Below are 21,425 nucleotides of genomic sequence, written 5' to 3'. Positions count from 1 at the left end.
CATGTGAAGCGGGAAACACAGCTTGTTAGGGTCCTTTGCAGGCAGCATGAATGCGGCCGGTCTTCTTTCACGGATGGCGTATCGTCATCTGTGTGTCGGCCTCACACCTTTGCGTCTGCATGTGCCGCGGTTTGCCAATCGTGTTCCAGATGGTCTGGTGGCGGCACCGACGGATTTGAGGGCTATCGATCCTTATTTTGCCGAGGAATTGCTTCGTGGGCGGATTGCGCTTGCCGGTCGCGTCGTGGAAACCGGCGGTCTCTCGCCTTTTCAGGTGGATTATCCCTCACTTGTTTTTGAGGAGCGGTTGCACGCCTTCGGGTGGTTGCGGCATATCCGTTCCGACAGGTCTAGTGAGGCTTGCAAGCGGGCGCGTCGCATCGTTGCCGAATGGATTGCCCTGAACGGCAGGCGTGTTACCGGGATAGGCTGGTCTCCGGAGATCACGGCCCAGCGGCTGATCGCCTGGCTGTCCCATTCGCCCGTCGTTTTATTCGAGGCCGATGCCGGCTTTTATCGCCGTTTCCTCAAAAGTCTCGCCTTTCATGTGCGTTATCTGGACAGGATCGTCAAACATGCGCCGGATGGCGAGACGCGGCTGCGGATCAGGATTGCGCTTGCCATGGCCTCCATCGCCATGCCCACACGCCTTTCTCGCATCACCCGGCATGGAATGAAGCTGGCTCAGGAAATGGAGCGCCAGATCTTGCCCGATGGTGGGCATGTGTCCCGTAACCCGCGGGTCATGCTGGATCTGCTGCTCGATCTTCTGCCGCTTCGGCAAAGTTATATCAATCTGGGTCACGATCTGCCCTCCGGGCTGGTGCCGGCGATAGACCGGATGTTTCCGGCCATCCGGTTTTTCCGGCACCAGGGCGGTGATCTGGCGCTGTTCAACGGCGCGACGGCGACACTTGCCAATGAGCTTGTCTCCGTGCTGCGTTATGACGAAACCGCCGGTCGGCCTTCGAAAATGTTGCCGGATGTCAATTACCATCGGCTTGCGACAGATGAGACCGTCATCATCGTCGACACGGGGTATCCCGGTTCGGCGGAGCTTTCCCGTAGTGCCCATTCGGGTTGCCTGTCTTTTGAAATGTCCTGCGGCAAGAATCGTTTCATCGTCAATTCGGGCTTTCCGAAAAACGCAGCTCCGGAATATCAGCGGGCCAGCCGGTCAACTGCCGCCCATTCCACCGTCACGCTTGCAGACACGTCGTCTTGCAGGCTGTCGCGCTCGAGATTGCTTGGGCCGATCATGATTTCCGGCGTCAGCCAGGTGGATAGCGAGCGTGGAACTGATGGAAACGGCAACGACGTCCTGCGGGCGTCGCATGATGGCTATCTGCAGAACTTTGGCTGCTATCATGAGCGGGAAATCGAGTTGAATGCGGCCGGCACGAAAATCAAAGGCCGTGACCTGCTCAGAGCCGACGAGAATACGACGAAGACACAGTCACAGCTGATCTCGGCGGTTTCGCGTTTCCATATCCATCCTCATATTCAGTTGCACCAGCGGGATGAGGAGTCGGTTTATCTGGAAGCGGCGGATGGAACCACCTGGCTGTTTTCGGCGCCGGGGCTGGAGGTTTTCGTGACGGAAGATGTGTTCATGGCTGATGCGTCCGGCATGCGGCCTTCGCAACAGATCGAGTTGCCCTTCAATCTCGCCAATACGCGGGAAATCCGCTGGATCATCGAACGCAAGGCCTGAGCCGTATCTCGTCCCGCAATCCGGGCGATTTCGCACGAAAACTGCCGATAGATTTCACCCTCCGTCATCCCCGCTGTTTATTAATCCGGTAAGCTGTGTTAACGCGGCGGCAATTGCTGGATCAATTCCATTTCAGCCTGTCCTCCCCGTTAAACGGAGTATGCCCGATGGCCGTCGTGTCCAAAAAAATTCCCGCCCCCGATAAAGTCAAAATCCGCACGGCGCTTCTTTCCGTGTCCGACAAGACTGACATTATCGAGCTGGCGACGGTTCTCTCCAAGCTGGGCGTCCGGCTGCTTTCGACTGGTGGAACCGCGAAGGCCATTGCCGATGCGGGACTAGCGGTGACGGATGTTTCCGAGGTGACCAATTTTCCCGAGATCATGGACGGCCGCGTCAAGACTCTTCACCCGAATGTGCATGGTGGTCTTCTGGCGATCCGGGATGATGCGGAACATGTCGAGGCGATGAAGGCACATGGTATCGAGGCGATCGATCTTTCCGTCATCAATCTTTATCCCTTCGAGGAAGTTCGCGCCAAGGGCGGCGATTATCCGACTACGGTGGAAAACATCGATATTGGCGGGCCGGCGATGATCCGCGCTTCCGCCAAGAACCATGCCTATGTCACCGTCGTTACCGATCCGTCCGACTATCCCGCGCTTGTCGAGGCCCTGCAGGCGGATGACGGCCAGACTTCCTATGCACTGCGTCAGCACTTTGCCGCCAAGGCCTATGCTCGCACGGCCGCCTATGACGCAGTGATTTCCAACTGGTTTGCTGAAGCGCTTTCGATCGAGACACCGGATTACCGTGCCATCGGCGGAACGCTGAAGGAAAAGATGCGTTATGGCGAAAACCCGCATCAGAGCGCCGGTTTTTACCTGACCGGCGAAAAGCGTCCCGGCGTCGCAACCGCAACGCTGCTTCAGGGCAAGCAGCTTTCCTACAATAATATCAACGATACGGATGCGGCTTACGAGCTGGTAGCGGAATTCCTGCCTGAAAATGCGCCGGCAGTCGCCATCATCAAGCATGCCAACCCCTGTGGCGTTGCGACCGGTCCGACGCTTGCCGAAGCTTACCGGCGGGCACTGGCCTGCGATTCCGTCTCTGCCTTTGGCGGCGTCATTGCCTTGAACCAAACGCTTGATGCGGAAACAGCGGAAGAGATCGTCAAGCTTTTCACCGAAGTCATCATCGCACCTGATGTCACCGAAGAAGCAAAGTCCATCATCGCTCGCAAGCCGAACCTGCGCCTGCTGACTGCTGGCGGTCTGCCGGACCCACGCGCAGCCGGCATCACCGCAAAGACCGTTTCTGGCGGCCTGCTGGTGCAAAGCCGTGACAATGGCATGGTCGAAGATCTCGACCTTAAGGTTGTCACCAAGCGCGCGCCGACGGCGCAGGAGCTTGAAGACATGAAGTTTGCCTTCAAGATCGCCAAGCATGTGAAATCAAATGCTGTGATCTATGCCAAGGATGGGCAGACCGCAGGCATCGGCGCAGGCCAGATGAGCCGGGTGGATTCCGCCCGCATCGCCGCCCAGAAGGCGGAAGATGCGGCCAAGGCGCTTGGCCTTACTGAGCCGCTGACGCGCGGGTCTGCCGTTGCTTCGGAAGCCTTTTACCCCTTCGCCGATGGTTTGCTTGCTGCGATTGCCGCTGGCGCCACAGCTGTCATCCAGCCGGGCGGCTCCATGCGTGACCAGGAAGTGATCGACGCTGCAAACGAGCATAATGTGACGATGGTGTTCACCGGCATGCGTCACTTCCGCCATTAAGCCGCGGACCTATAGTCAGGAATTGTTAAGGCCCGGAAATCGCTTTCCGGGCCTTTTGTTTCACGTGGGACAGTTTCGATTTTTATTCAGGTCACTGCGCCGACCTGCCACGGCACGAATTCGTTGTCGCCGTAGTCGTAAATTTCGCTGACGGTTTTGTCGCCGGAAGCCACGGCCAGAATATGTTCGAAAATTCGTTTGCCGGATTCTTCGATGGTTTCCGCGCCGGTAACGATCTCACCGCAGTTGATATCCATGTCTTCCTTCATGTGTTCATACATTTCGGAATTGGTGGCAATCTTGATGCAGGGTGATGGCTTGAAACCCGAGACCGAGCCTCGGCCGGTGGTGAAACAGATGACGTTGCAGCCGCCGGCGACCTGGCCGGTGACGGCAACGGGATCGTAGCCGGGCGTATCCATGAAAACGAAACCCTGCTCGGTGACGGTTTCGGCGAATTCATACACCGCCTTCAGCGGCATCGAGCCGCCTTTGGCGACTGCACCCAGTGATTTCTCCAGAATGGTGGTCAAGCCACCGAGCTTGTTGCCATGGGAGGGGTTGTTGTTCAGCTCGTCGCCATTGCGGGCGGTATAATCCCGCCACCAGTCGATACGCTGCAACAGTTTTTCGGCGACCGCCGGGGTGATGGCACGTTTTGTCAGCAGGTGCTCGGCGCCGTAAATCTCAGGTGTTTCGGAAAGAACCGTCGTGCCGCCATTGCGGACGATAAGGTCAGATGCATACCCCAGGGCCGGATTGGCGGAGATACCGGAGTAGCCATCCGAACCGCCGCATTCCAGCGCCACTTTAAGCTTCGAAAGCGGTTGTTCGGTGCGGCGGGCTGCATTGACCATCGGCAGCATGGCCTTGATCTCGGCAATCGCGGCATCGATTGTCTTGCGCGTGCCGCCGTGCTGCTGGATCGTCATGGTGCGCAGCCGCTCGCCCTCTTCCATCTTGTAATGTTCGAGGATGGGGGCGATCTGGTTTGTTTCGCAGCCGAGGCCGATCAGCAGAATGCCGCCGAAATTGGGATGACGGGCATAACCCTGAATGGTGCGGATCAGAAGGCGATAACCTTCCGATTTGGTATTCAGCGCGCAGCCGCCGCCGTGGGTCAGCGCGACGACACCATCGACGTTGTCGAAACCGTCAAGTCCGCCCTGCTTGTTGAAGTAGTCGGCGATATAACGCGACACCGTGGCGGAACAGTTCACCGATGCGATAACGCCGATATAGTTGCGCGTGCCAACGCCGCCGAGACCACGATCATAACCCATGAAGGTGCGGCGCTCGGTTTCCGGCACCATGCCCTTTTCTTCGATATCGACACTGAACTGATGTGCGTGTTCGGAAGGCACCATCGCGAGATTGTGAAGATGCACGTGCCGGCCCGGTTCGATATCCTGCGTGGCGATACCGATCACCTGGCCGTATTTCAGCACCTCGTCCCCGGATTTAATGTATTTCAGGGCCACTTTGTGCCCGCGTCCGATCAGTTCGCGAGCCGTCAGATCGCCCCTGCCCGTCGCACCACCGGCCGGAATAGACCGGCGCGCCACCGCAACATTGTCGTTGGCGTTCAGCAAAATGGTTGCCTCGGAATTCTCACTCACGGGTTTTCCTCCTCCCGGTATATTGCCTGCTATGTTTTAACTCAGCTTTCGACCCAGCGCCGTTTGGAGCCTTCCAGATGGGTATGAATGGCGGCCTGCGCCAATAGCGGATCTTTGAGCTCCAGAGCTGCCAGAATGGCTTCGTGCTCCTGAAGCGCATGAGTCCAGGTATTCCTATCCTCGAATTTGACCCGCAACTGGGCTGAAATGGGGCTGTGTCGTTCGTCGAAAAGACTTGCCACCAGCCGTGTGAGGACGCTGTTGCCGGATTGTTCGGCAATGGTGACGTGAAACAGCCGATCCTGATCCAGGGGTTTGCGTCCCGCCTCGATTTCCTTCTGCATCGTATTCAGGATCTGGCGAAGGTTTGCGATCGTCTCGTCGGTCATGCGGCTTGCCGCCAGCAAGATGGTCGCGCCTTCCAGAGCAGCGCGTGCTTGCATCAACTCAGAGGGGCTGTCGCCCAGCGATTTGGTGTGATGGGTTGTCTGGAGAGCTTCCGTCGAGACATAGACACCGGAACCCATGCGAATTTCGACAGTGTTGTCAATTTCAAGCGCAATCAGCGCTTCTCGCAACGAAGGTCTCGATACGCCGAGTTTCTGCGCCAGTTCCCGTTCGGCCGGAAGTCGTGTTCCAGGCAAAAATTCACCGAGATCGATGAGTTCACGGATCTGGTCCGCTATCTGCTGATAGAGCCGGCGTGGTTCCGCTATTTTGGCCTGACCATTCATGTGTTTTTCGATGAGCCCTGTCTTCAATCTCTATTTGGCCTTACCGTAACGCCAAGCGTATCAATACGCAAGAAATTACTTAAATATAAGAATTTACAGCATTATATCTGTTTTCTATAGGTTGAGATTCCATCTCCATTAAAACCCCGTTTCAAATTTTGGCCTAATTGGCTTGACCATTCTAAAAAACCGGCCTAACCATTTGGCCTGTTCAAGGCACCCCGGGGAGTGGGGAGCACGGGTGGGAGGTTTCCAGATGTCGCAGGGCGCATCGACAATTCAGGGCGATTTTTCGCCTGAGGAGACGGGCGCGGAGCGTTCGGCCCTCCTGCGTCTTGAAAACATCAGCAAGGAATTTCCGGGCGTAAAGGCGCTGTCGAATGTGCATTTCGATCTGCGCGGCGGTGAAGTGCACGCTGTCTGCGGCGAGAATGGCGCGGGAAAATCTACACTGATGAAAATCATCAGCGGCGTCTACCAGCCGAGCGACGGCACGATCCTGCACAAGGGCGTGAAGGTGCAATATGCGTCGCCGCTGGAGTCCGAAGCGGCCGGCATTGCCATCATTCATCAGGAACTTAATCTCGTTCCGCACCTCTCCGTCGCCGAAAACATCTATCTTGCCCGCGAGCCGCGGCGTGGTTTTCTCGTGGATCGCAAAAAGCTGCGCCTCGATGCGAAACGCTGTCTCGACAGGCTGGGAGTCGATATTGACCCTGACCAGATCGTGCGTGGCCTCTCAGTCGCCCAATGTCAGATGGTGGAGATCGCCAAGGCGCTCTCTCTTGATGCTGAAGTGCTCATCATGGATGAGCCGACCTCCTCGCTGACCGAGCAGGAAACACGGCTGCTGTTCAAGGTCATTCGTGATCTCAAGGCATCCGGTGTCGGTATCGTCTATATTTCTCATCGTCTCGATGAAATGGCCGAGATCGTTGATCGTGTAACCGTCCTGCGCGACGGTCGTTATATTTCGACCGACGATTTTGCGTCGATCACCGTTGACGATATTGTTACGCGCATGGTCGGGCGCTCGCTGGAAGACAAGTTCCCGGAGCGCACATCGAAGCCGACGGAAGACATTATTTTCTCTGCCGAGGGACTGACGCGCGCGGGCGTGTTTCAGGATGTCTCTTTCTCGCTGCGGCGTGGTGAAATTCTTGGCTTTGCCGGGCTGATGGGGGCCGGACGCACGGAGGTGGCGCGTGCAATCTTCGGAGCCGATGCCCTCGATAGCGGAAAAATCATCTTTGAGAGCCGCGAGCTTTCCATCCGCTCACCGCAGGACGCCATCAGGGAAGGTATTGCCTATCTGTCGGAAGACAGAAAGAGCGATGGTCTGGCCATCAAGATGTCCGTTGCCGCAAATACCACTCTTGCCAATATCGGCGAAGTTTCCAACCGTTTCGGGCTGATTGATTTCAAGAAACACGACGATGTCGCCAGACGTTACGTCGATCTCCTGAATATTCGTACACCTTCCATCCAGCAGACGGTGCGGCTGCTATCAGGTGGTAATCAGCAGAAAATCATCATCGGCAAATGGCTGTTCCGGCAGTCGCGTGTGCTGTTCTTCGATGAGCCGACGCGCGGCATCGATGTCGGCGCGAAATTCGCGATCTACAAGATCATGGACGAACTGGCTGCGAAGGGCATCGGCGTTGTTCTCATCAGTTCGGAGCTGCCGGAAATTCTCGGGCTGACGGATCGCATCGCCGTTTTCCACCAGGGCCGGATCACGGGCGTGCTTGAGACCGCCAAGACCAATCAGGAAGAAATCATGCGGTATGCGTCCGGTTACGGCCGGGCCGCGCAGTGAGGGACGACATGGCCAATATTGCAGAACCCAAGAAGAGCTTCGCTTTCAGCGACCGCCAGAAGGACATCATCCAGAAATTTGCGGCGCTTGGCAGCCTCGTTGCGCTTGTCGCGGTTTTTTCCGCAACCAGCAGCGCTTTCTTCACCGTCAATAATGGCATGACGATCGCATTGCAGGTTACGTCCATCGCGCTGCTCGGTATCGGTGCAACCTGCGTCATCATCACCGGCGGTATCGATCTTTCCGTCGGTTCGGTGCTTGCGCTTGCCGGCGTCGTTGCCGCACTTGCGGTGAAAGAACTTGGCATGCCGGTGCCGGTCGGCATGTTTCTCGGCATTCTGACGGGGTCTCTCTGCGGCTTCATCAACGGCCTGCTCGTCACGCGCTTCAAGCTGCCGCCTTTCATCGCCACACTCGGCATGATGCTGATTGCCCGCGGTGTAGCTTTGCAGATCACCGGTGCTCGCGCCGTGTCCGGTCTCGGCGAATCCTTCGGCGAACTCGGCAATGGCGCGCTTTTCCGCATCGTCAATATCGGTGATGACGGCTTTCCGAATGTGGTGTTTCCGGGTATCCCCTACCCCGTCATCCTGATGGTGGTGATTGCGCTTGCGGTTTCCTTCATGCTCAACCGCTCGATCCTCGGCCGTCATATCTATGCCGTCGGTTCCAACGCGGATGCGGCGCGGCTGTCTGGCGTGAATGTCGCCCGCGTTACCAACTTTACCTACATCCTGTCCGGAACGCTTGCGGGGTTGACAGGCTGCGTGCTGATGTCACGCCTCGTCACGGCCCAGCCGAATGAAGGCGTGATGTATGAGCTGGATGCGATTGCCAGCGCCGTCATTGGCGGCACGTCCCTGATCGGCGGTGTGGGCACCATTTCCGGTACGGCCATCGGCGCCTTCGTCATCGGCATCCTGCGCAACGGTCTCAATATGAACGGCGTTTCCGCCTTCACGCAACAGATCATCATCGGCCTCGTCATTCTGGTCACCGTCTGGATCGACCAGTTGCGCAACCGCCGCTGATCAAGGGCCTGCGGACCCTTTCCGCAAAAAAGATCGGCAAGGGGAGGCCCGGTATGCCGACATCACGGAGGAAGAAATGAACAAACTTGCGACCGCCCTTCTGACATCCGCAATCGCGCTGTGGAGCGTTTCCACCGTGCAGGCCGGCGAAATCGCCGTCATCGTCAAGACCGTCAATTCCACTTTCTGGCAGAACGTGCAGAAGGGCGCCGATGCGGCGATGAAGAACTCTGCCGGCAACACCATGACCTTCCAGGGTCCGGCTGCCGAATCTGCGATCGCCGACCAGGTCAACATGGTTGAAAACGCCATCAACCGTAAGGTCGCGGGCATTGTTCTTGCCCCTTCCGATCCGGATGCGCTGGTTCCGGCCGTCAAGAAGGCCTGGGAAGCCCGTATTCCCGTCGTTCTGATCGACTCGCAGCTGGCCAGCGGCTCGGAGCAGTATTACCAGTCGTTCCTCGCAACCGACAACAAGAAAGCCGGCGAACTGGCAGCGCAGGCGCTGATCGACAAGGTGGGCAAGGAAGGCAAGATCGCCGTCATGTCTTACGTCGCCGGTGCCGGTTCGGAAATCGGCCGCGTTGGCGGTTTCACGGATTACATCCAGATGAATTCCAACCTGAAGATCGTCGGTCCTTTCTATTCGCAGTCGCAGATGGCGACCGCGCTGAACCAGACCACCGACGTTCTGGCCGCCAATTCCGATCTGAAGGGTATCTTCGGCGCCAATGAGCCGACGGCAATCGGTGTTGGTCGTGCGCTCGCCCAGACCGGCAAGGCCGGCAAGGTGGTTGGCATCGGCTTCGACGGCAATCAGGACCTTCAGGGCTTCGTCAAGGATGGCACGCTGGCCGGCATCGTCGTTCAGGGTTCCTACCAGATGGGTGAGAAGGGCGTGGAAACCATCACCAAGCTCATCAACAAGGAAAAGGTTGAGAAGTTCGTCGACACCGGCGTCGTTGTTGTCACCAAGGACAATGTCGACAAGCCGGAAGCCAAGAACGTTCTTTATTGATGCATGATGGCGCGCCGCTTTGCGACGGCGCGCCTTTTCAAATAAAACCCGGAAAGTCCCTGCGATGAAAGTCTCCGATACACGCAAATTGCCGCACCGCGCCGTTGACGTCACGGTCATGGGCCTCGGCTGCGCCCAGATGGGCAATCTCTACCGCGTCACGCCCTATGAGGAGTCCAAAGGTGCGTTCGATACGGCTTGGGAAAGTGGAATGCGTTATTTCGATACCGCGCCCTTCTACGGTTATACGCGGTCAGAGCGTCGTCTCGGCACCATGGTAACGGAGCATGAGCGGAACGATTATACGCTCAGCACCAAGGTCGGCCGGGTGATGGTTCCGGATGAAACCGTCGGCGCGGAAGAGGACGCCTATATTGCGCCTCTGCCGTTCCGCCCGACCTATGATTATTCCTATGACGGTATCCTGCGTTCCTTCGAAGCCAGCCAGCAGCGGCTGGGTGTTCTGAAGCCGGATATTCTTTATGTGCATGATATCGGCTCCTTCACTCACGGCGAAAAGCACCAGCATTACTGGGAGCAGCTGACCACTGGTGGCGGCTTCCGGGCGCTTGGCAAACTGCGTGAGGAAGGTTCTACCGGAGCTGTTGGTCTTGGCGTCAACGAATGGCAGATCGTCAGCGATGCCATGGATGTCTTCGATATCGACGTTGCCATGCTTGCCGGCCGTTATACGCTCCTGGAACAGCAGAGCCTCGCCTTGATGAACCGCTGCGCTGAAGGCGGCGTCGGCATCGTTGTCGCCGGTGCCTTTAATTCGGGCATTCTGGCTGGTAACCGCAAGTTCAACTACGCCGATGCGCCTGCCGATATCCTCACGCGCGTTGATGCGCTGCAGGGCGTGTGCGAGGAGCTGGGCGTGTCGTTGCAGGCGGCTGCGCTGCAATTTCCGCTCGCCCATCCGGCTTCGGTCACGGTCGTGTCAGGCGCGCGCAACGCCCAACAACTTGCTTCCAATATCGAATGGTTCGAACAGCCTATCCCGGATGAGTTCTGGTCCGAGCTGCACAGGCGCGGCCTGATTGCCGAAGGTTCGCCCGTGCCCGGCGGAAAGGCCTGAACGCCATGCTCATCGACGCCCACCAGCATTTCTGGCTGATGAAGGACCGTGCCGGGCAATGGCCGCCGCCGTCGCTTGCCGCCATCTACCGGGATTTTCTTCCGGCCGATCTCTCGCCGTTGCTGGCTGCGGCCGGGGTTTCGGGCACGGTGCTGGTGCAGACAATGGAGACTGCCGCCGATACCGATTTCATGCTGGAGCTGGCGGAAAAGACCGATTTCATCAAGGGCGTGGTCGGCTGGGTGGACATGAAGTCCCCCGATGCGGCGACGGAAATTGCCCGCCGGGCAAAACATCCGGCCTTCAAGGGCGTGCGCCCCATGCTGCAGGGCATTGAGGATGTGGCCTGGATCGACGATCCGGCGCTGGATGCCGCGGTGGACGCGCTGGTGAAGCACGGGCTGGTATTCGATGCGCTGGTTCTGCCGGCAAATCTGTCGCATCTCCTGTCATTTGCCCTCCGCCATTCGCAAGTGCCTGTTGTCATCGATCATGGCGCAAAGCCGTTGATCGCCACTGGCCATTACAGCGGCTGGCGGAGCGACATGGCGGCTTTGGCGGCTCTTGCCAACGTCCATTGCAAGCTTTCCGGTTTGCTGACCGAGCGTGGCGAACAGCGGCCGGAAGCGGTGCGGCCTTATGCCGAAACCATTCTGGAACTGTTTGGCGCAAACCGCGTGATCTTCGGCAGCGACTGGCCGGTGTTGCGACTGGCCGGTGATTACCAGGCCTGGTTGGATTTCTGCCGCGATATCGTGCCGGCAGAGGACCATGCGGCAGTTTTTGGCGGCAACGCCATCCGTTTTTATTCCCTTTCTGACAGGTGATGCATGCTGGCGATTTTCTGTGACACTCCCGGTCAACTTACCGCCAAGGATCTGCCGAAGCCTCGTCGTGGTGAAGGTGAAGTGCTGGTGCGCATTCGCCGCATCGGTGTCTGCGGTACTGACCTGCATATCTTCACCGGCAACCAGCCTTATCTTTCCTACCCGCGCATCATGGGCCACGAGCTTTCCGGCACGGTGGAAGAAGCGCCTGATGGCAGTCCTCTTTCGGCCGGTGACGTCGTCACCGTCATTCCCTATATCTCCTGCGGAAAATGCAGTGCCTGCCTGAAAGGCAAGAGCAATTGCTGCAGGAACATTGGCGTGCTCGGCGTTCATCGCGATGGCGGCATGGTCGAATATCTGAGTGTGCCGCAGCAATTCGTGCTGAAGGCGGAGGGGTTGAGCCTCGATCAGGCGGCCATGACCGAATTTCTGGCGATCGGCGCGCATGCCGTGCGCCGTGGCGCGGTCGAGAAAGGGCAGAAGGTCCTGATCGTCGGCGCCGGCCCGATCGGCATGGCGGTTGCGGTTTTTGCGGTTCTCGATGGTGGCGAGGTGACCATGATCGACGGGCGCACCGACCGGCTGGATTTCTGCAAGCAGCATCTCGGCGTCGCCCATACGGTAACGCTCGGTGAGGGTGATAAGGACCGCCTTTCCGATATTACCGGCGGTGATTTCTTCGATGCGGTTTTTGATGCGACGGGCAATCCGAAAGCCATGGAGCGCGGGTTTTCCTTCGTCGGGCATGGCGGCTCCTATGTGCTGGTATCCATCGTCGCCAGCGATATCAGCTTCAATGATCCGGAGTTTCACAAGCGCGAGACGACGCTGCTCGGTAGCCGCAATGCAACGCCTGAGGATTTCGAGCGGGTGTTGCAGGCGCTGCGGGAAGGCAAGGTGCCGGAAGCACTGATTACCCACCGTATGACGCTTGCCGATGTGCCTTCCAAATTCGCCGGTCTGACCGATCCGAAAGCCGGAGTCATCAAGGGCATGGTGGAGGTGGCATGACAGCTGACACCCCCATTCTGCAATTTGGCACCAGCCGCTTTCTTCTGGCGCATGCGGATCTGTTCGTTTCGCAGGCGCTGGATAAAGGCGAGGCTCTTGGACATATTGCTATTGTCCAGACGACCGGCAATACGGAAAGCCTGAAGCGTGTTGCCGCATTGAATAGCGGCGCGTCCTACCCTGTGCGCATTCGCGGTATCCGCGATGGGCAGGAAGTGGACGAGGAAATTCCAGGCAAGGCTGTCGCACGCGCGCTGACCGCCGCAACCGACTGGGCCGAAGTGCGGCGTCTCGCCTGCGTGGCCGAGGTCATTTTGTCCAATACGGGTGATCGTGGTTATGAGCTGGATTCCGCTGACGGACCTGGCCTGGCGGCCTATTTCACGGTGGTGCCGAAAAGCTTTCCTGCCAAGCTCTGCATGTTGCTGCTGGAGCGTTTTCAGCGCAATCCGGAAGCACCTTTGTCGATCTTCCCCTGCGAGCTTGTGCCGCGCAACGGCGAAAGGCTGCAGCACGTCATTCGCCAGCTTGCAGACGAGTGGCAGTTGCCGGCGGGTTTTGCCTTTTATCTCAACGAGAAATGCCGTTTCGCCAATAGTCTGGTCGATCGCATCGTCTCCGAGCCGATCGATCCTGTTGGTGCGGTGGCGGAACCCTATGCGCTTTGGGCAATCGAGAGGCAGGAAGGGCTCGTTCTGCCATGCACGCACCCTGCGATCGTGCTGACGGACGATCTCGACCATTACGAAAAGCTGAAGCTCTTTCTGCTCAATCTCGGCCACTCCTATCTGGCCGAGCGCTGGATGCAGGATGCCCGCGCGAAGGATGAGACCGTTCGTCAGGCGATGGGCGACGACGCTCTCGTTACGGATCTGGAAACGCTGTGGCGGGATGAAGTTTTGCCGGTGTTTGCCGCCGAAGGCATGGGAGATGAGGCTGAGGTCTATATCGGTGTGCTGCGCGAACGTCTGCGCAATCCTTTTCTCGCGCATCGGTTGGCCGATATCGCCGGTAACCACGATGAAAAGAAGCGTCGTCGATTCATCCCGATCATCGCTGCTGCAGAACGGCTGGGATTGAACCTGCCGCAACGCGGGCTGCGTGCGGCACTCGCCACCATCAAGCAATAACGGAGTTTTTCATGCAGCGCATGGGCATGGTCATAGGCGTCAAACCTGAGATGATCGCGGAATATAAGAGGCTGCATGCCGCCGTCTGGCCGGAAGTTCTGGCGCTCATCAGCGACAGCAACATTCGCAACTATACGATCTTCCTGCGCGAACCGGAAAATCTGCTGTTCGGTTATTGGGAATATGATGGCACGGATTTCGGTGCCGATATGGCGAAGATAGCCGCAAGCCCCAAGAACCAGGAATGGTGGTCTTTTACCATTCCCTGCCAGCAACCGCTCGAAAGCCGCAAGCAAGACGAGTGGTGGGCGATGATGGAAGAAACCTTCCACCACGATTGAACGATTTCCTTTGACACTGACCGCGAGTAACCGGCCATGACCAAAATTACAGATCTGCGTGTTTTCGACCTGCGTTTTCCGACCTCCCAGAGCCTTGACGGTTCGGATGCAATGAACCCCGACCCGGATTATTCGGCGGCTTATGTCATTCTCGACACCGATGAGCCAGGCCTTAAGGGCCATGGGCTGACCTTTACCATCGGTCGCGGCAATGACATTTGCTGCATGGCCATCGAAGCGATGCGGCATCTGGTGGTCGGCACCGATCTCGCCGTGGTTACCGAGAACCCGGGTAAATATTGGCGGCATCTGACGAGCGACAGCCAGCTGCGCTGGATCGGCCCGGACAAGGGCGCGATGCATCTCGCCACCGGCGCCGTCGTCAATGCGGTCTGGGACCTGCTGGCGAAGAAGGCGGGCAAGCCGGTGTGGCAGCTTGTTGCCGATATGAGCGCGGAAGAAATCGCCGATATCGTCGATTATCGTTATCTGACCGATGTGTTGACCCGCGACGAAGCGCTCGCGATCCTCAAAAAGGCCGAAAGCGGCAAGAAGGAGCGTATAGAAAGGCTGAAGAACGAGGGTTATGCCTGCTACACGACGTCAGCCGGCTGGCTCGGTTATGACGACGCCAAGTTGCGCCGTCTTTGCCAGGAAGCCATCGATGCCGGATTCAACCATGTGAAGATGAAGGTTGGCCGTGATCTGGAAGATGACATTCGCCGTCTCACCATTGCCCGCGAGGTGATCGGCCCCGACCGTTACCTGATGATCGATGCCAATCAGGTGTGGGAAGTCGATCAGGCAATCGAGTGGGTGAATAAGCTCGCCTTTTCCAAGCCCTTCTTCATCGAAGAACCGACCAGCCCGGATGATGTCGCCGGCCATCGCAAGATTCGCGCAGCCATCGGTTCCGTGAAGGTGGCGACGGGCGAAATGTGCCAGAACCGCATCATGTTCAAGCAGTTCATCGCTGAAGGCGCGATCGATGTGGTGCAGATCGACAGCTGCCGTATGGGTGGCCTCAACGAAGTGCTGGCGGTGCTGCTGATTGCCGCCAAATACAATCTGCCGGTCTGGCCGCACGCCGGTGGCGTCGGGCTTTGCGAATATGTGCAGCACCTGTCGATGATCGACTATCTGGTGGTTTCAGGCACCAAGGAAGGCCGCGTCATCGAATATGTGGATCACCTGCACGAGCATTTCATCGAGCCTTGCGATATCCACAACGCCGCTTACATGCCGCCGAAACTGCCGGGCTTCTCCATCGAAATGAAGCCTGAGTCGATTGAGACCTATACTTTCGAGGCATGATTGAAAGAGAGCAGCGCCGCTTCCAGGCGCTGCCACTCCGCTTCGCTGCCGGGGAGGCCGAAACGAATATCGTTCGGCCTTTCATCGAAGACGCGGACCAGAATGCCGCGCTGGCCAAGATGCTCGTATAGTGCTGCGGCGTGCTTGTCCCGGACCAGCATGAAGAGGGACGTGCCGCCGGCGATTTCCAGCCCCGCTTTTTTCAGTAGGTCATTCATGCGTCGGGCTTCTTTCGCGAGCTGGAGGCGCATGAATGATTGCCATTCCTCGTCTGCCAAAGCTTCGGTCGCAATATGCAGTGCCGGGCCGGAAACTGCCCAGGGTCCGAGCATCGCATCCAGTGCGGCGGTGGTAGTGGGATGCGCAATCGCGAAACCGAGCCGCACGCCTGCCATGCCATAAAATTTGCCGAAGGATCGAAGCACAATCAGTGCATCGTGACCCGCAGCATTTGCGAGGCTTTCCGCACCTCCTGCTTCGACAAAGGCTTCATCCACGACGAGCAGGCCGCCTTTACCGCGCATCGAATCGGCCAAAGACAGCAAAGCGTCTCGATCCGTGATGCGGCCGTCGGGATTGTTGGGATTGACCACCACCGCGTAATCGTGAGCCGACAGGTCACCAAGATTTTCAACTTCGGTCACAGTCAGTCCGGCCATGCGCGCGGTGCGGGCATGTTCCGCATAAGCGGGAGAAAGCACGGCCCCGCTTTTTGCCCCACGGGAAAGCGCGATTTGAGCCAGCAACGGCATAAGCATCTGGGTGCCAGGTGAAAGCGTGATATGCGAGGCAGAAGGCGCGCCAAAATGGGCTGCTGCCAGTTGCTTCAACTCTTCGGCGGCACCAGGTTCCGGCAGGCGGGCAAATGCGCTGGCGGGAACGGGCGAATGCGGATAGGAGTGCGGATTGATTCCGGTCGATAGGTCGATCCACGGTTCAGGCGCTTCAGGGAACATCAGCCGCGCCTTGCCGAGATTGCCGCCGTGACGGATCGCTCCTTGAGCCTTTTCTGGTACTGTCTCGCCCATGTTCTTTGCTCTCGCTTTCCTGTCGCTCGTGATCGAACGCCTGACCGGTTATCCGGACTGGTTGTTCAACCGTATCGGCCACCCCGTCACGTGGGTCGGTTCGCTTATCGCGCTGCTGGACAAAAAATGGAACCGGGAGAGCGCGTCATTTTCGCAGCGTAAGGCTGCGGGCGTGGCGGCACTGGCTGTTTTTGCCGGTCTCACCGTCATTCTTGCATGGTCTGTGCAATCGTTTCTGCTTCTCCTTCCCTTCGGCCTGTTGGCTGTTGCAATCCTCGGCGCTTCGCTTCCGGCTCAGAAAAGTCTGGAGCAGCATGTGGAAGCTGTCGCCACCGCTCTGGAGCGCGAAGGGGTGGAAGGTGGCCGCAAGGCGGTATCGATGATCGTTGGTCGTGATCCGCAAAAGCTGGATGAGGCGGCGATCTGCCGGGCGGCGATTGAAAGTCTGGCCGAGAATTTTTCCGATGGCATCGTCGCCCCCGCCCTGTGGCTCGGCCTGTTGGGCCTGCCGGGCGGTGCGGCTTACAAGGCGATCAATACGGCTGACAGCATGATCGGCCATCGTTCGCCACGCCATGAAGCCTTTGGTTGGGCCTCGGCCCGGCTGGACGATCTGGTCAATCTGCCCGCCTCAAGATTAAGCGGCGGTCTTTTCGTCATTGCCGCGTTTTTCGTGAAAGGCGCTTCTCCGCGAGGGGCAATCGCCGCAATCCGTCGCGATGCGCGACACCACCGTTCTCCCAATGCCGGCTGGCCGGAGGCGGCGCTGGCCGGTGCTCTTGGCTTTGCGCTCGCTGGCCCGCGCTCCTATGGCGGGCAGATGATCGAGGCGCGTTTCATGGGCGAAGGCGGAAGAGCGACGCTGGTTGCCGGCGATATTCGCGCGGCGCTTCGGTTGGCAAGGATCGCCGACGGGTTGCTGATCGGCCTGTTCGGGCTTCTGGCAATCTTCATCGCGCTATAGCAAGCAGCCTGTCGAGATCGAGATGCTGCTCCATATGCGCGGCAAGACGATCGAGGACGGCCTCCACCTGTGCATCATAATTCAGTTCCGAACGTTGCCCGCCCAGCCGCCTCAGCCAGGCGCTGCGCTGGTGGTTATCTGCGAAAAGACCGTGAATATAGGTGCCGAAGACGCGGCCGTCAGGCGAAATGGCGCCATCGGCATGTCCTTTGATCATCGAAAACGGCTGGCGATCCGTAGTACTCTTCGTTTCGCCAACATGCATTTCATAGCCGGATAAATCAATTCCGTCGAAACTCCTGCCATGCACGGAAACCAGCCGCTTGTCGCCGGTCAAAACCGTATCGACATCCAGCAGGCCAAGCCCTGATACCGTTCCCGGCGGTCCTTCTATGCCGTCAGGATCAGCAACGGTTTTGCCGAGCATCTGGTATCCGCCGCAGAGGCCGAGAACATAACCGCCGCGCCGGGCATGGGCCTTGATATCGATATCGAGGCCCGCGTTTTTCAGAACGGCAAGATCGGCGATGGTGGATTTCGAACCACAAAGCAGCACCAGCCGGCAATCGGGGGGAATTGTCTCGCCCGGCCGTATGCGGATCAGTTCCACATCCGGCTCCATGTCCAGCGGATCGAGATCGTCGAAATTGGAGATATGCGGCAGGATTGGCACCGCGATGCGGATTTTTGCGCCCGGTTTCTGCTGGGCAGAGCCGGAAAGACCGAGGGCATCTTCCGCCGGTAGTTTCGCGGCATCGGAAAAATGCGGCAGGAGCCCGATGGAGACCCAGCCGGTCTTTTCGGCAATCATCCGCATGCCGTCGGAAAACAATGTGGGATCACCGCGAAAGCGGTTGACGATGAAGCCCGCTATCATTGCTGCGTCATCGCTTTCGAGTACCGCTTTGGTGCCGACGAGGCTGGCGATGACGCCGCCACGGTCGATATCACCGATCAGGATGACGGGAGCATCGGCTGCGCGGGCGAAACCCATATTGGCGATGTCATTGGCGCGCAGGTTGATTTCAGACGCGCTGCCCGCCCCTTCCACCAGCACCAGATCGGCCTGTTGTTTCAGGTGCTCAAAGCTTTCCAGCACACGCGGCATCAGCCCGGCTTTCATGTGCTGATAATCGGCCGCTCTGGCGTTGCCCACGATCTTGCCCTGCACCACCACCTGTGCGCCGGTCTCGCTCTGTGGTTTCAGGAGTACCGGGTTCATGTGAACGGAGAGTGGCACGCCCGCCGCCCGCGCTTGCAGTGCCTGGGCACGGCCGATCTCGCCGCCATCGGCGGTTACCGCCGCGTTGTTAGACATGTTCTGCGGCTTGAACGGCATCACCGACAGGCCGCGCCGGGTGAATGCCCGGGCAATGCCGGCCACCATCAGCGATTTGCCGACATCCGAGCCGGTTCCCTGAAACATCAGCACCCGTGCGGTCATGTCAGAATTCTATCCCGGCCTGCGCCTTCACACCCGCCTTGAAGTGGTGTTTCACCAGCGTCATCTCCGTCACCATGTCGGCGGCGTCGATCAGCGGTTGCTTGGCATTACGGCCGGTGACGATGACATGCAGATCAGGCCTGCGACTGGACAGGGTTTCAACGACCTCTTCCAGCGACAGGTAGTCGTAACGCAGCGCGATGTTCAGTTCGTCGAGGATCAGGAGGCCGATCGTTTCGTCGGCCATCAGGACCTTGGCTTCTTCCCAGGCCTTTGTGGCTGCGGCAACATCGCGTTTCAAATCCTGCGTGTCCCACGTGAAACCCTCGCCCATGGTGCGCCAGACAACCTTGTCACCGAAAAGCGTCAGCGCCTGTTGTTCGCCCGTTGACCATGCGCCCTTGATGAACTGCACGACGCCGACCCGCCGCCCGGTGCCGAGCATGCGCAAAGCAAGGCCGAAGGCCGCCGTGGATTTGCCTTTGCCCGGGCCGGTATTGATCATCAGCAGACCTTTTTCGATGGTCTTTGCCGCAACTTCGGCATCCTGAACCGTTTTGCGGTTGACCATTTTCTGCCGGTGGCGTTCGGCTTCGTTATCGCTGATGTCGCGCGTCATCGCGTTTTCCTTCTCATCCTGCGGTGCGGGGCCGGATGCCCCTGCCATTCGGAGCGGCGACTATACCCAATTTGCCGCACCCGGCAATGCGTGAGGGGCAGGCCACGGCATTGACCCTCCCCCTCGTTCAGCCTAATGGTAGCGGACTGACGGTCTTTTCCCGGCAACGGGAAAAGCTAAGAGGGAACACGGTTCCACCCGGACAATGGGTCATTCCGTGGCTGCCCCCGCAACTGTAAGTGGTAAGCCTGCACCGTAAAGCCACTGGACCTTTGAAGATGGGTTCGGGAAGGCGGTGCCCGGGTGTTTTGAAGCCGCAAGCCAGGAGACCTGCCGTTTCAGAAAAACGTCTGTCGGGCGGGGTGCTCCGGTCAGTCGGTCAGATCGAATATTGGGTTTGCGCATCCGCGCATGCCGTTTCGATATCCGCACCCCGACGATTTTTTTTGAAGGCGCGGGAAGCAAAACGGTTTGGATATTTCAACGACATCTTCATGTGCAGGCGGAAACACGCAGACTGACACGGCCTCCGGTGTGGTCGTCTTCGTTTGCCGAAGCTGTCGCGATGAAGCCGATCCCAATGCCGAACCGCGCGCCGGTTCGCGTCTCGCCGATGCCGTCATCGCAAAGGCGGAAGAATCCGGCACCATCGTCCGCTCCGTCAATTGCCTTGCCAATTGCAAGCGTGGCCTCAGCGCCGTGCTTCGCGGCGCAGACGGCTGGTCCTATGTGTTTGGCGGGCTGACGCCCAATGACGCCGAAGACCTGCTGACAGGTGCGCATATGCTGGCTGCCTCCGCAGACGGCCTGATGCCATGGCGCGGCCGCCCCGAACCATTGAAGCGCGGCATGGTGGCGCGCATTCCCCCATTCAATTTTACCGAGGAGAGATCATGAGCACCCTTCTGGACCGCGTTCCCTGCACCATCGTCACCGGCTTTCTGGGGGCCGGAAAAACCACGCTGCTGCGTGGCCTTCTCGAAAAGCTGGATGGCAAGCGGCTTGCCATCATCGTCAATGAATTCGGCGATATCGGCATCGATGGCGAAATTCTCAAGGGCTGCGGCATTGAAAGCTGCCCGGAAGAAAACATCGTCGAACTGGCGAATGGCTGCATCTGCTGCACGGTGGCGGATGATTTCCAGCCCGCTATCGAACAAATCCTCAGCCGCCAGCCGAAGGTGGAGCATATCCTCATCGAAACGTCGGGTCTCGCCCTGCCGAAGCCGCTGGTGCAGGCCTTCCAGTGGCCGGCGATCAAGAGCCGCGTGACAGTGGATGCCGTGGTGGCCGTGGTGGATGGCGCAGCCCTTGCCGAGGGACAGGTTGCCCACGACATGGAAGCACTTGCCGCCCAGCGGGCCAATGACGAGGCGCTCGATCACGATGATCCGGTAGAGGAAGTTTTCGAGGATCAGGTCGCCTGCGCCGATCTCATCGTGCTGACCAAGGCCGATCTTCTCGATGATGCCGGTCTCGAGAAGGCGAAGGCTCATGTACTTGAACATCTGCCCAGGGCGGCGAAGATCGTCGTCGCGTCGAATGGCGCCATTGATCCCGCCGTGCTGATCGGCCTTGGCCTTGCGGTGGAAGAGGATATCGAAAACCGCCGTACCCATCACGATGGCGCGTTCGACCATGAACACGACGATTTCGACAGCTTCGTCATCGACCTGCCGGCCGTGAGTGACCCGGAGGCGCTGGCAGCCCGCATCGCCGAGACGGCGGCTGCGGAAAATGTCCTGCGCATCAAAGGTTTCATCGAAGTTTCCGCAAAGCCGATGCGCCTGCAGGTGCAGGCTGTCGGCAGCCGCGTCAATCATTATTATGATCGCCCATGGGCGGCGGGTGAAGAACGCCGCAGCCGGCTCGTTATCATTGGTGAAAAGGGCATCAACCGTGAAAAGATCGAGCAGATGCTGGCCGCCTGACCGCTACGGACTTTTA

19 protein-coding genes and 1 riboswitch are annotated in these 21,425 nt (G+C 58.7%); of the genes, 14 read left to right on the top strand and 5 right to left on the bottom strand.

The window, feature by feature from the left end; translation table 11 throughout:
• The first annotated feature begins 46 nt into the window (after positions 1–46).
• Positions 47–1,714, top strand: a complete 1,668-nt coding sequence (locus tag QSV77_RS12540; protein ID WP_302733940.1) for a heparinase II/III family protein — start codon at positions 47–49, stop codon at positions 1,712–1,714.
• A 167-nt stretch (positions 1,715–1,881) separates the two neighbouring features.
• A complete protein-coding gene (purH, locus tag QSV77_RS12535) occupies positions 1,882–3,498 on the top strand; it encodes a bifunctional phosphoribosylaminoimidazolecarboxamide formyltransferase/IMP cyclohydrolase (RefSeq protein WP_302733693.1) in 1,617 nt (538 codons plus the stop codon).
• An 86-nt stretch (positions 3,499–3,584) separates the two neighbouring features.
• On the opposite strand, the gene QSV77_RS12530 is transcribed toward purH, so the two are convergent.
• On the bottom strand, positions 3,585–5,117 hold the full coding sequence (locus QSV77_RS12530) for a UxaA family hydrolase (protein ID WP_271362609.1): 1,533 nt from the start codon (positions 5,115–5,117) through the stop codon (positions 3,585–3,587).
• Between the two features lie 41 nt (positions 5,118–5,158).
• Entirely contained in the window at positions 5,159–5,851 is a 693-nt protein-coding gene (locus QSV77_RS12525; RefSeq protein ID WP_302733692.1) for a FadR/GntR family transcriptional regulator, read from the bottom strand.
• Between the two features lie 256 nt (positions 5,852–6,107).
• Here QSV77_RS12525 and QSV77_RS12520 point away from each other — a divergent pair, with 256 nt between their 5' ends.
• The 9 genes from QSV77_RS12520 to QSV77_RS12480 all read left to right on the top strand — a co-directional run bounded on the left by QSV77_RS12520 (position 6,108) and on the right by QSV77_RS12480 (position 15,423).
• Positions 6,108–7,670, top strand: a complete 1,563-nt coding sequence (locus QSV77_RS12520; RefSeq protein WP_302733691.1) for a sugar ABC transporter ATP-binding protein — start codon at positions 6,108–6,110, stop codon at positions 7,668–7,670.
• Between the two features lie 8 nt (positions 7,671–7,678).
• Entirely contained in the window at positions 7,679–8,701 is a 1,023-nt protein-coding gene (locus QSV77_RS12515; protein ID WP_142842148.1) for an ABC transporter permease, read from the top strand.
• A 76-nt stretch (positions 8,702–8,777) separates the two neighbouring features.
• Positions 8,778–9,719, top strand: a complete 942-nt coding sequence (locus QSV77_RS12510) for an ABC transporter substrate-binding protein (RefSeq protein ID WP_046799686.1) — start codon at positions 8,778–8,780, stop codon at positions 9,717–9,719.
• A 64-nt stretch (positions 9,720–9,783) separates the two neighbouring features.
• Positions 9,784–10,797, top strand: coding sequence for an aldo/keto reductase (locus QSV77_RS12505; RefSeq protein ID WP_302733690.1), 1,014 nt, complete (start codon positions 9,784–9,786; stop codon positions 10,795–10,797).
• 5 nt (positions 10,798–10,802) lie between these two features.
• On the top strand, positions 10,803–11,624 hold the full coding sequence (locus QSV77_RS12500; RefSeq protein ID WP_302733689.1) for an amidohydrolase: 822 nt from the start codon (positions 10,803–10,805) through the stop codon (positions 11,622–11,624).
• 3 nt (positions 11,625–11,627) lie between these two features.
• On the top strand, positions 11,628–12,638 hold the full coding sequence (locus QSV77_RS12495) for a zinc-binding alcohol dehydrogenase family protein (RefSeq protein ID WP_153515424.1): 1,011 nt from the start codon (positions 11,628–11,630) through the stop codon (positions 12,636–12,638).
• Complete coding sequence (locus QSV77_RS12490; RefSeq protein ID WP_302733688.1) at positions 12,635–13,768, top strand: mannitol dehydrogenase family protein; 1,134 nt, start codon at positions 12,635–12,637, stop codon at positions 13,766–13,768. The genes QSV77_RS12495 and QSV77_RS12490 overlap by 4 nt, the downstream gene beginning before the upstream one ends.
• Before the next feature lie 11 nt (positions 13,769–13,779).
• A complete protein-coding gene (locus tag QSV77_RS12485) occupies positions 13,780–14,109 on the top strand; it encodes an L-rhamnose mutarotase (RefSeq protein ID WP_302733687.1) in 330 nt (109 codons plus the stop codon).
• A 36-nt stretch (positions 14,110–14,145) separates the two neighbouring features.
• Positions 14,146–15,423, top strand: a complete 1,278-nt coding sequence (locus QSV77_RS12480; RefSeq protein ID WP_302733686.1) for an L-fuconate dehydratase — start codon at positions 14,146–14,148, stop codon at positions 15,421–15,423.
• Here the strand turns inward: QSV77_RS12480 and cobD are convergent.
• Positions 15,405–16,451, bottom strand: a complete 1,047-nt coding sequence (gene cobD, locus QSV77_RS12475) for a threonine-phosphate decarboxylase CobD (protein ID WP_302733684.1) — start codon at positions 16,449–16,451, stop codon at positions 15,405–15,407. The two genes, QSV77_RS12480 and cobD, sit on opposite strands and share 19 nt — an antisense overlap.
• Between cobD and cbiB the strand changes: the two genes are divergently transcribed.
• A complete protein-coding gene (gene cbiB / locus QSV77_RS12470; protein WP_302733683.1) occupies positions 16,450–17,415 on the top strand; it encodes an adenosylcobinamide-phosphate synthase CbiB in 966 nt (321 codons plus the stop codon). The two genes, cobD and cbiB, sit on opposite strands and share 2 nt — an antisense overlap.
• Here cbiB and QSV77_RS12465 read toward each other — a convergent pair.
• Together QSV77_RS12465 and cobO are read right to left on the bottom strand one after the other, a co-directional pair.
• Positions 17,402–18,859, bottom strand: coding sequence for a cobyric acid synthase (locus QSV77_RS12465; RefSeq protein WP_302733682.1), 1,458 nt, complete (start codon positions 18,857–18,859; stop codon positions 17,402–17,404). The genes cbiB and QSV77_RS12465 overlap by 14 nt on opposite strands.
• A 1-nt stretch (position 18,860) precedes the next feature.
• Entirely contained in the window at positions 18,861–19,478 is a 618-nt protein-coding gene (gene cobO, locus QSV77_RS12460) for a cob(I)yrinic acid a,c-diamide adenosyltransferase (protein WP_302733681.1), read from the bottom strand.
• A 133-nt stretch (positions 19,479–19,611) separates the two neighbouring features.
• A riboswitch (cobalamin riboswitch) is annotated at positions 19,612–19,831 on the top strand.
• A 118-nt stretch (positions 19,832–19,949) separates the two neighbouring features.
• Between cobO and QSV77_RS12455 the strand changes: the two genes are divergently transcribed.
• Both QSV77_RS12455 and cobW read left to right on the top strand, forming a co-directional pair.
• Positions 19,950–20,375 (top strand): DUF1636 family protein, encoded by a 426-nt coding sequence (locus QSV77_RS12455; RefSeq protein WP_302733680.1) that lies wholly within the window; start codon positions 19,950–19,952, stop codon positions 20,373–20,375.
• The gene (gene cobW / locus QSV77_RS12450) at positions 20,372–21,409 is read left to right on the top strand and encodes a cobalamin biosynthesis protein CobW (RefSeq protein WP_065114404.1); all 1,038 of its coding nucleotides are present in this window, start codon (positions 20,372–20,374) and stop codon (positions 21,407–21,409) included. The genes QSV77_RS12455 and cobW overlap by 4 nt, the downstream gene beginning before the upstream one ends.
• The last annotated feature ends 16 nt before the right edge of the window (positions 21,410–21,425 follow it).

This window comes from Agrobacterium sp. V1 (assembly GCF_030518355.1).
GTDB classification, from domain to species: domain Bacteria; phylum Pseudomonadota; class Alphaproteobacteria; order Rhizobiales; family Rhizobiaceae; genus Agrobacterium; species Agrobacterium cucumeris.
This window is presented reverse-complemented; position numbering and strand designations above follow the sequence as displayed.

What these genes read in the sequence shown, in the direction of transcription:
- QSV77_RS12540 (WP_302733940.1), top strand. Translation starts at nt 47, where the DNA reads ATGAATGCGGCCGGTCTTCTTTCACGGATGGCGTATCGTCATCTGTGT.
- purH (WP_302733693.1), top strand. Translation starts at nt 1,882, where the DNA reads ATGGCCGTCGTGTCCAAAAAAATTCCCGCCCCCGATAAAGTCAAAATC.
- QSV77_RS12525 (WP_302733692.1), bottom strand. Translation starts at nt 5,851, where the DNA reads ATGAATGGTCAGGCCAAAATAGCGGAACCACGCCGGCTCTATCAGCAG.
- QSV77_RS12520 (WP_302733691.1), top strand. Translation starts at nt 6,108, where the DNA reads ATGTCGCAGGGCGCATCGACAATTCAGGGCGATTTTTCGCCTGAGGAG.
- QSV77_RS12515 (WP_142842148.1), top strand. Translation starts at nt 7,679, where the DNA reads ATGGCCAATATTGCAGAACCCAAGAAGAGCTTCGCTTTCAGCGACCGC.
- QSV77_RS12510 (WP_046799686.1), top strand. Translation starts at nt 8,778, where the DNA reads ATGAACAAACTTGCGACCGCCCTTCTGACATCCGCAATCGCGCTGTGG.
- QSV77_RS12505 (WP_302733690.1), top strand. Translation starts at nt 9,784, where the DNA reads ATGAAAGTCTCCGATACACGCAAATTGCCGCACCGCGCCGTTGACGTC.
- QSV77_RS12500 (WP_302733689.1), top strand. Translation starts at nt 10,803, where the DNA reads ATGCTCATCGACGCCCACCAGCATTTCTGGCTGATGAAGGACCGTGCC.
- QSV77_RS12495 (WP_153515424.1), top strand. Translation starts at nt 11,628, where the DNA reads ATGCTGGCGATTTTCTGTGACACTCCCGGTCAACTTACCGCCAAGGAT.
- QSV77_RS12490 (WP_302733688.1), top strand. Translation starts at nt 12,635, where the DNA reads ATGACAGCTGACACCCCCATTCTGCAATTTGGCACCAGCCGCTTTCTT.
- QSV77_RS12485 (WP_302733687.1), top strand. Translation starts at nt 13,780, where the DNA reads ATGCAGCGCATGGGCATGGTCATAGGCGTCAAACCTGAGATGATCGCG.
- QSV77_RS12480 (WP_302733686.1), top strand. Translation starts at nt 14,146, where the DNA reads ATGACCAAAATTACAGATCTGCGTGTTTTCGACCTGCGTTTTCCGACC.
- cbiB (WP_302733683.1), top strand. Translation starts at nt 16,450, where the DNA reads ATGTTCTTTGCTCTCGCTTTCCTGTCGCTCGTGATCGAACGCCTGACC.
- cobD (WP_302733684.1), bottom strand. Translation starts at nt 16,451, where the DNA reads ATGGGCGAGACAGTACCAGAAAAGGCTCAAGGAGCGATCCGTCACGGC.
- QSV77_RS12465 (WP_302733682.1), bottom strand. Translation starts at nt 18,859, where the DNA reads ATGACCGCACGGGTGCTGATGTTTCAGGGAACCGGCTCGGATGTCGGC.
- cobO (WP_302733681.1), bottom strand. Translation starts at nt 19,478, where the DNA reads ATGACGCGCGACATCAGCGATAACGAAGCCGAACGCCACCGGCAGAAA.
- cobW (WP_065114404.1), top strand. Translation starts at nt 20,372, where the DNA reads ATGAGCACCCTTCTGGACCGCGTTCCCTGCACCATCGTCACCGGCTTT.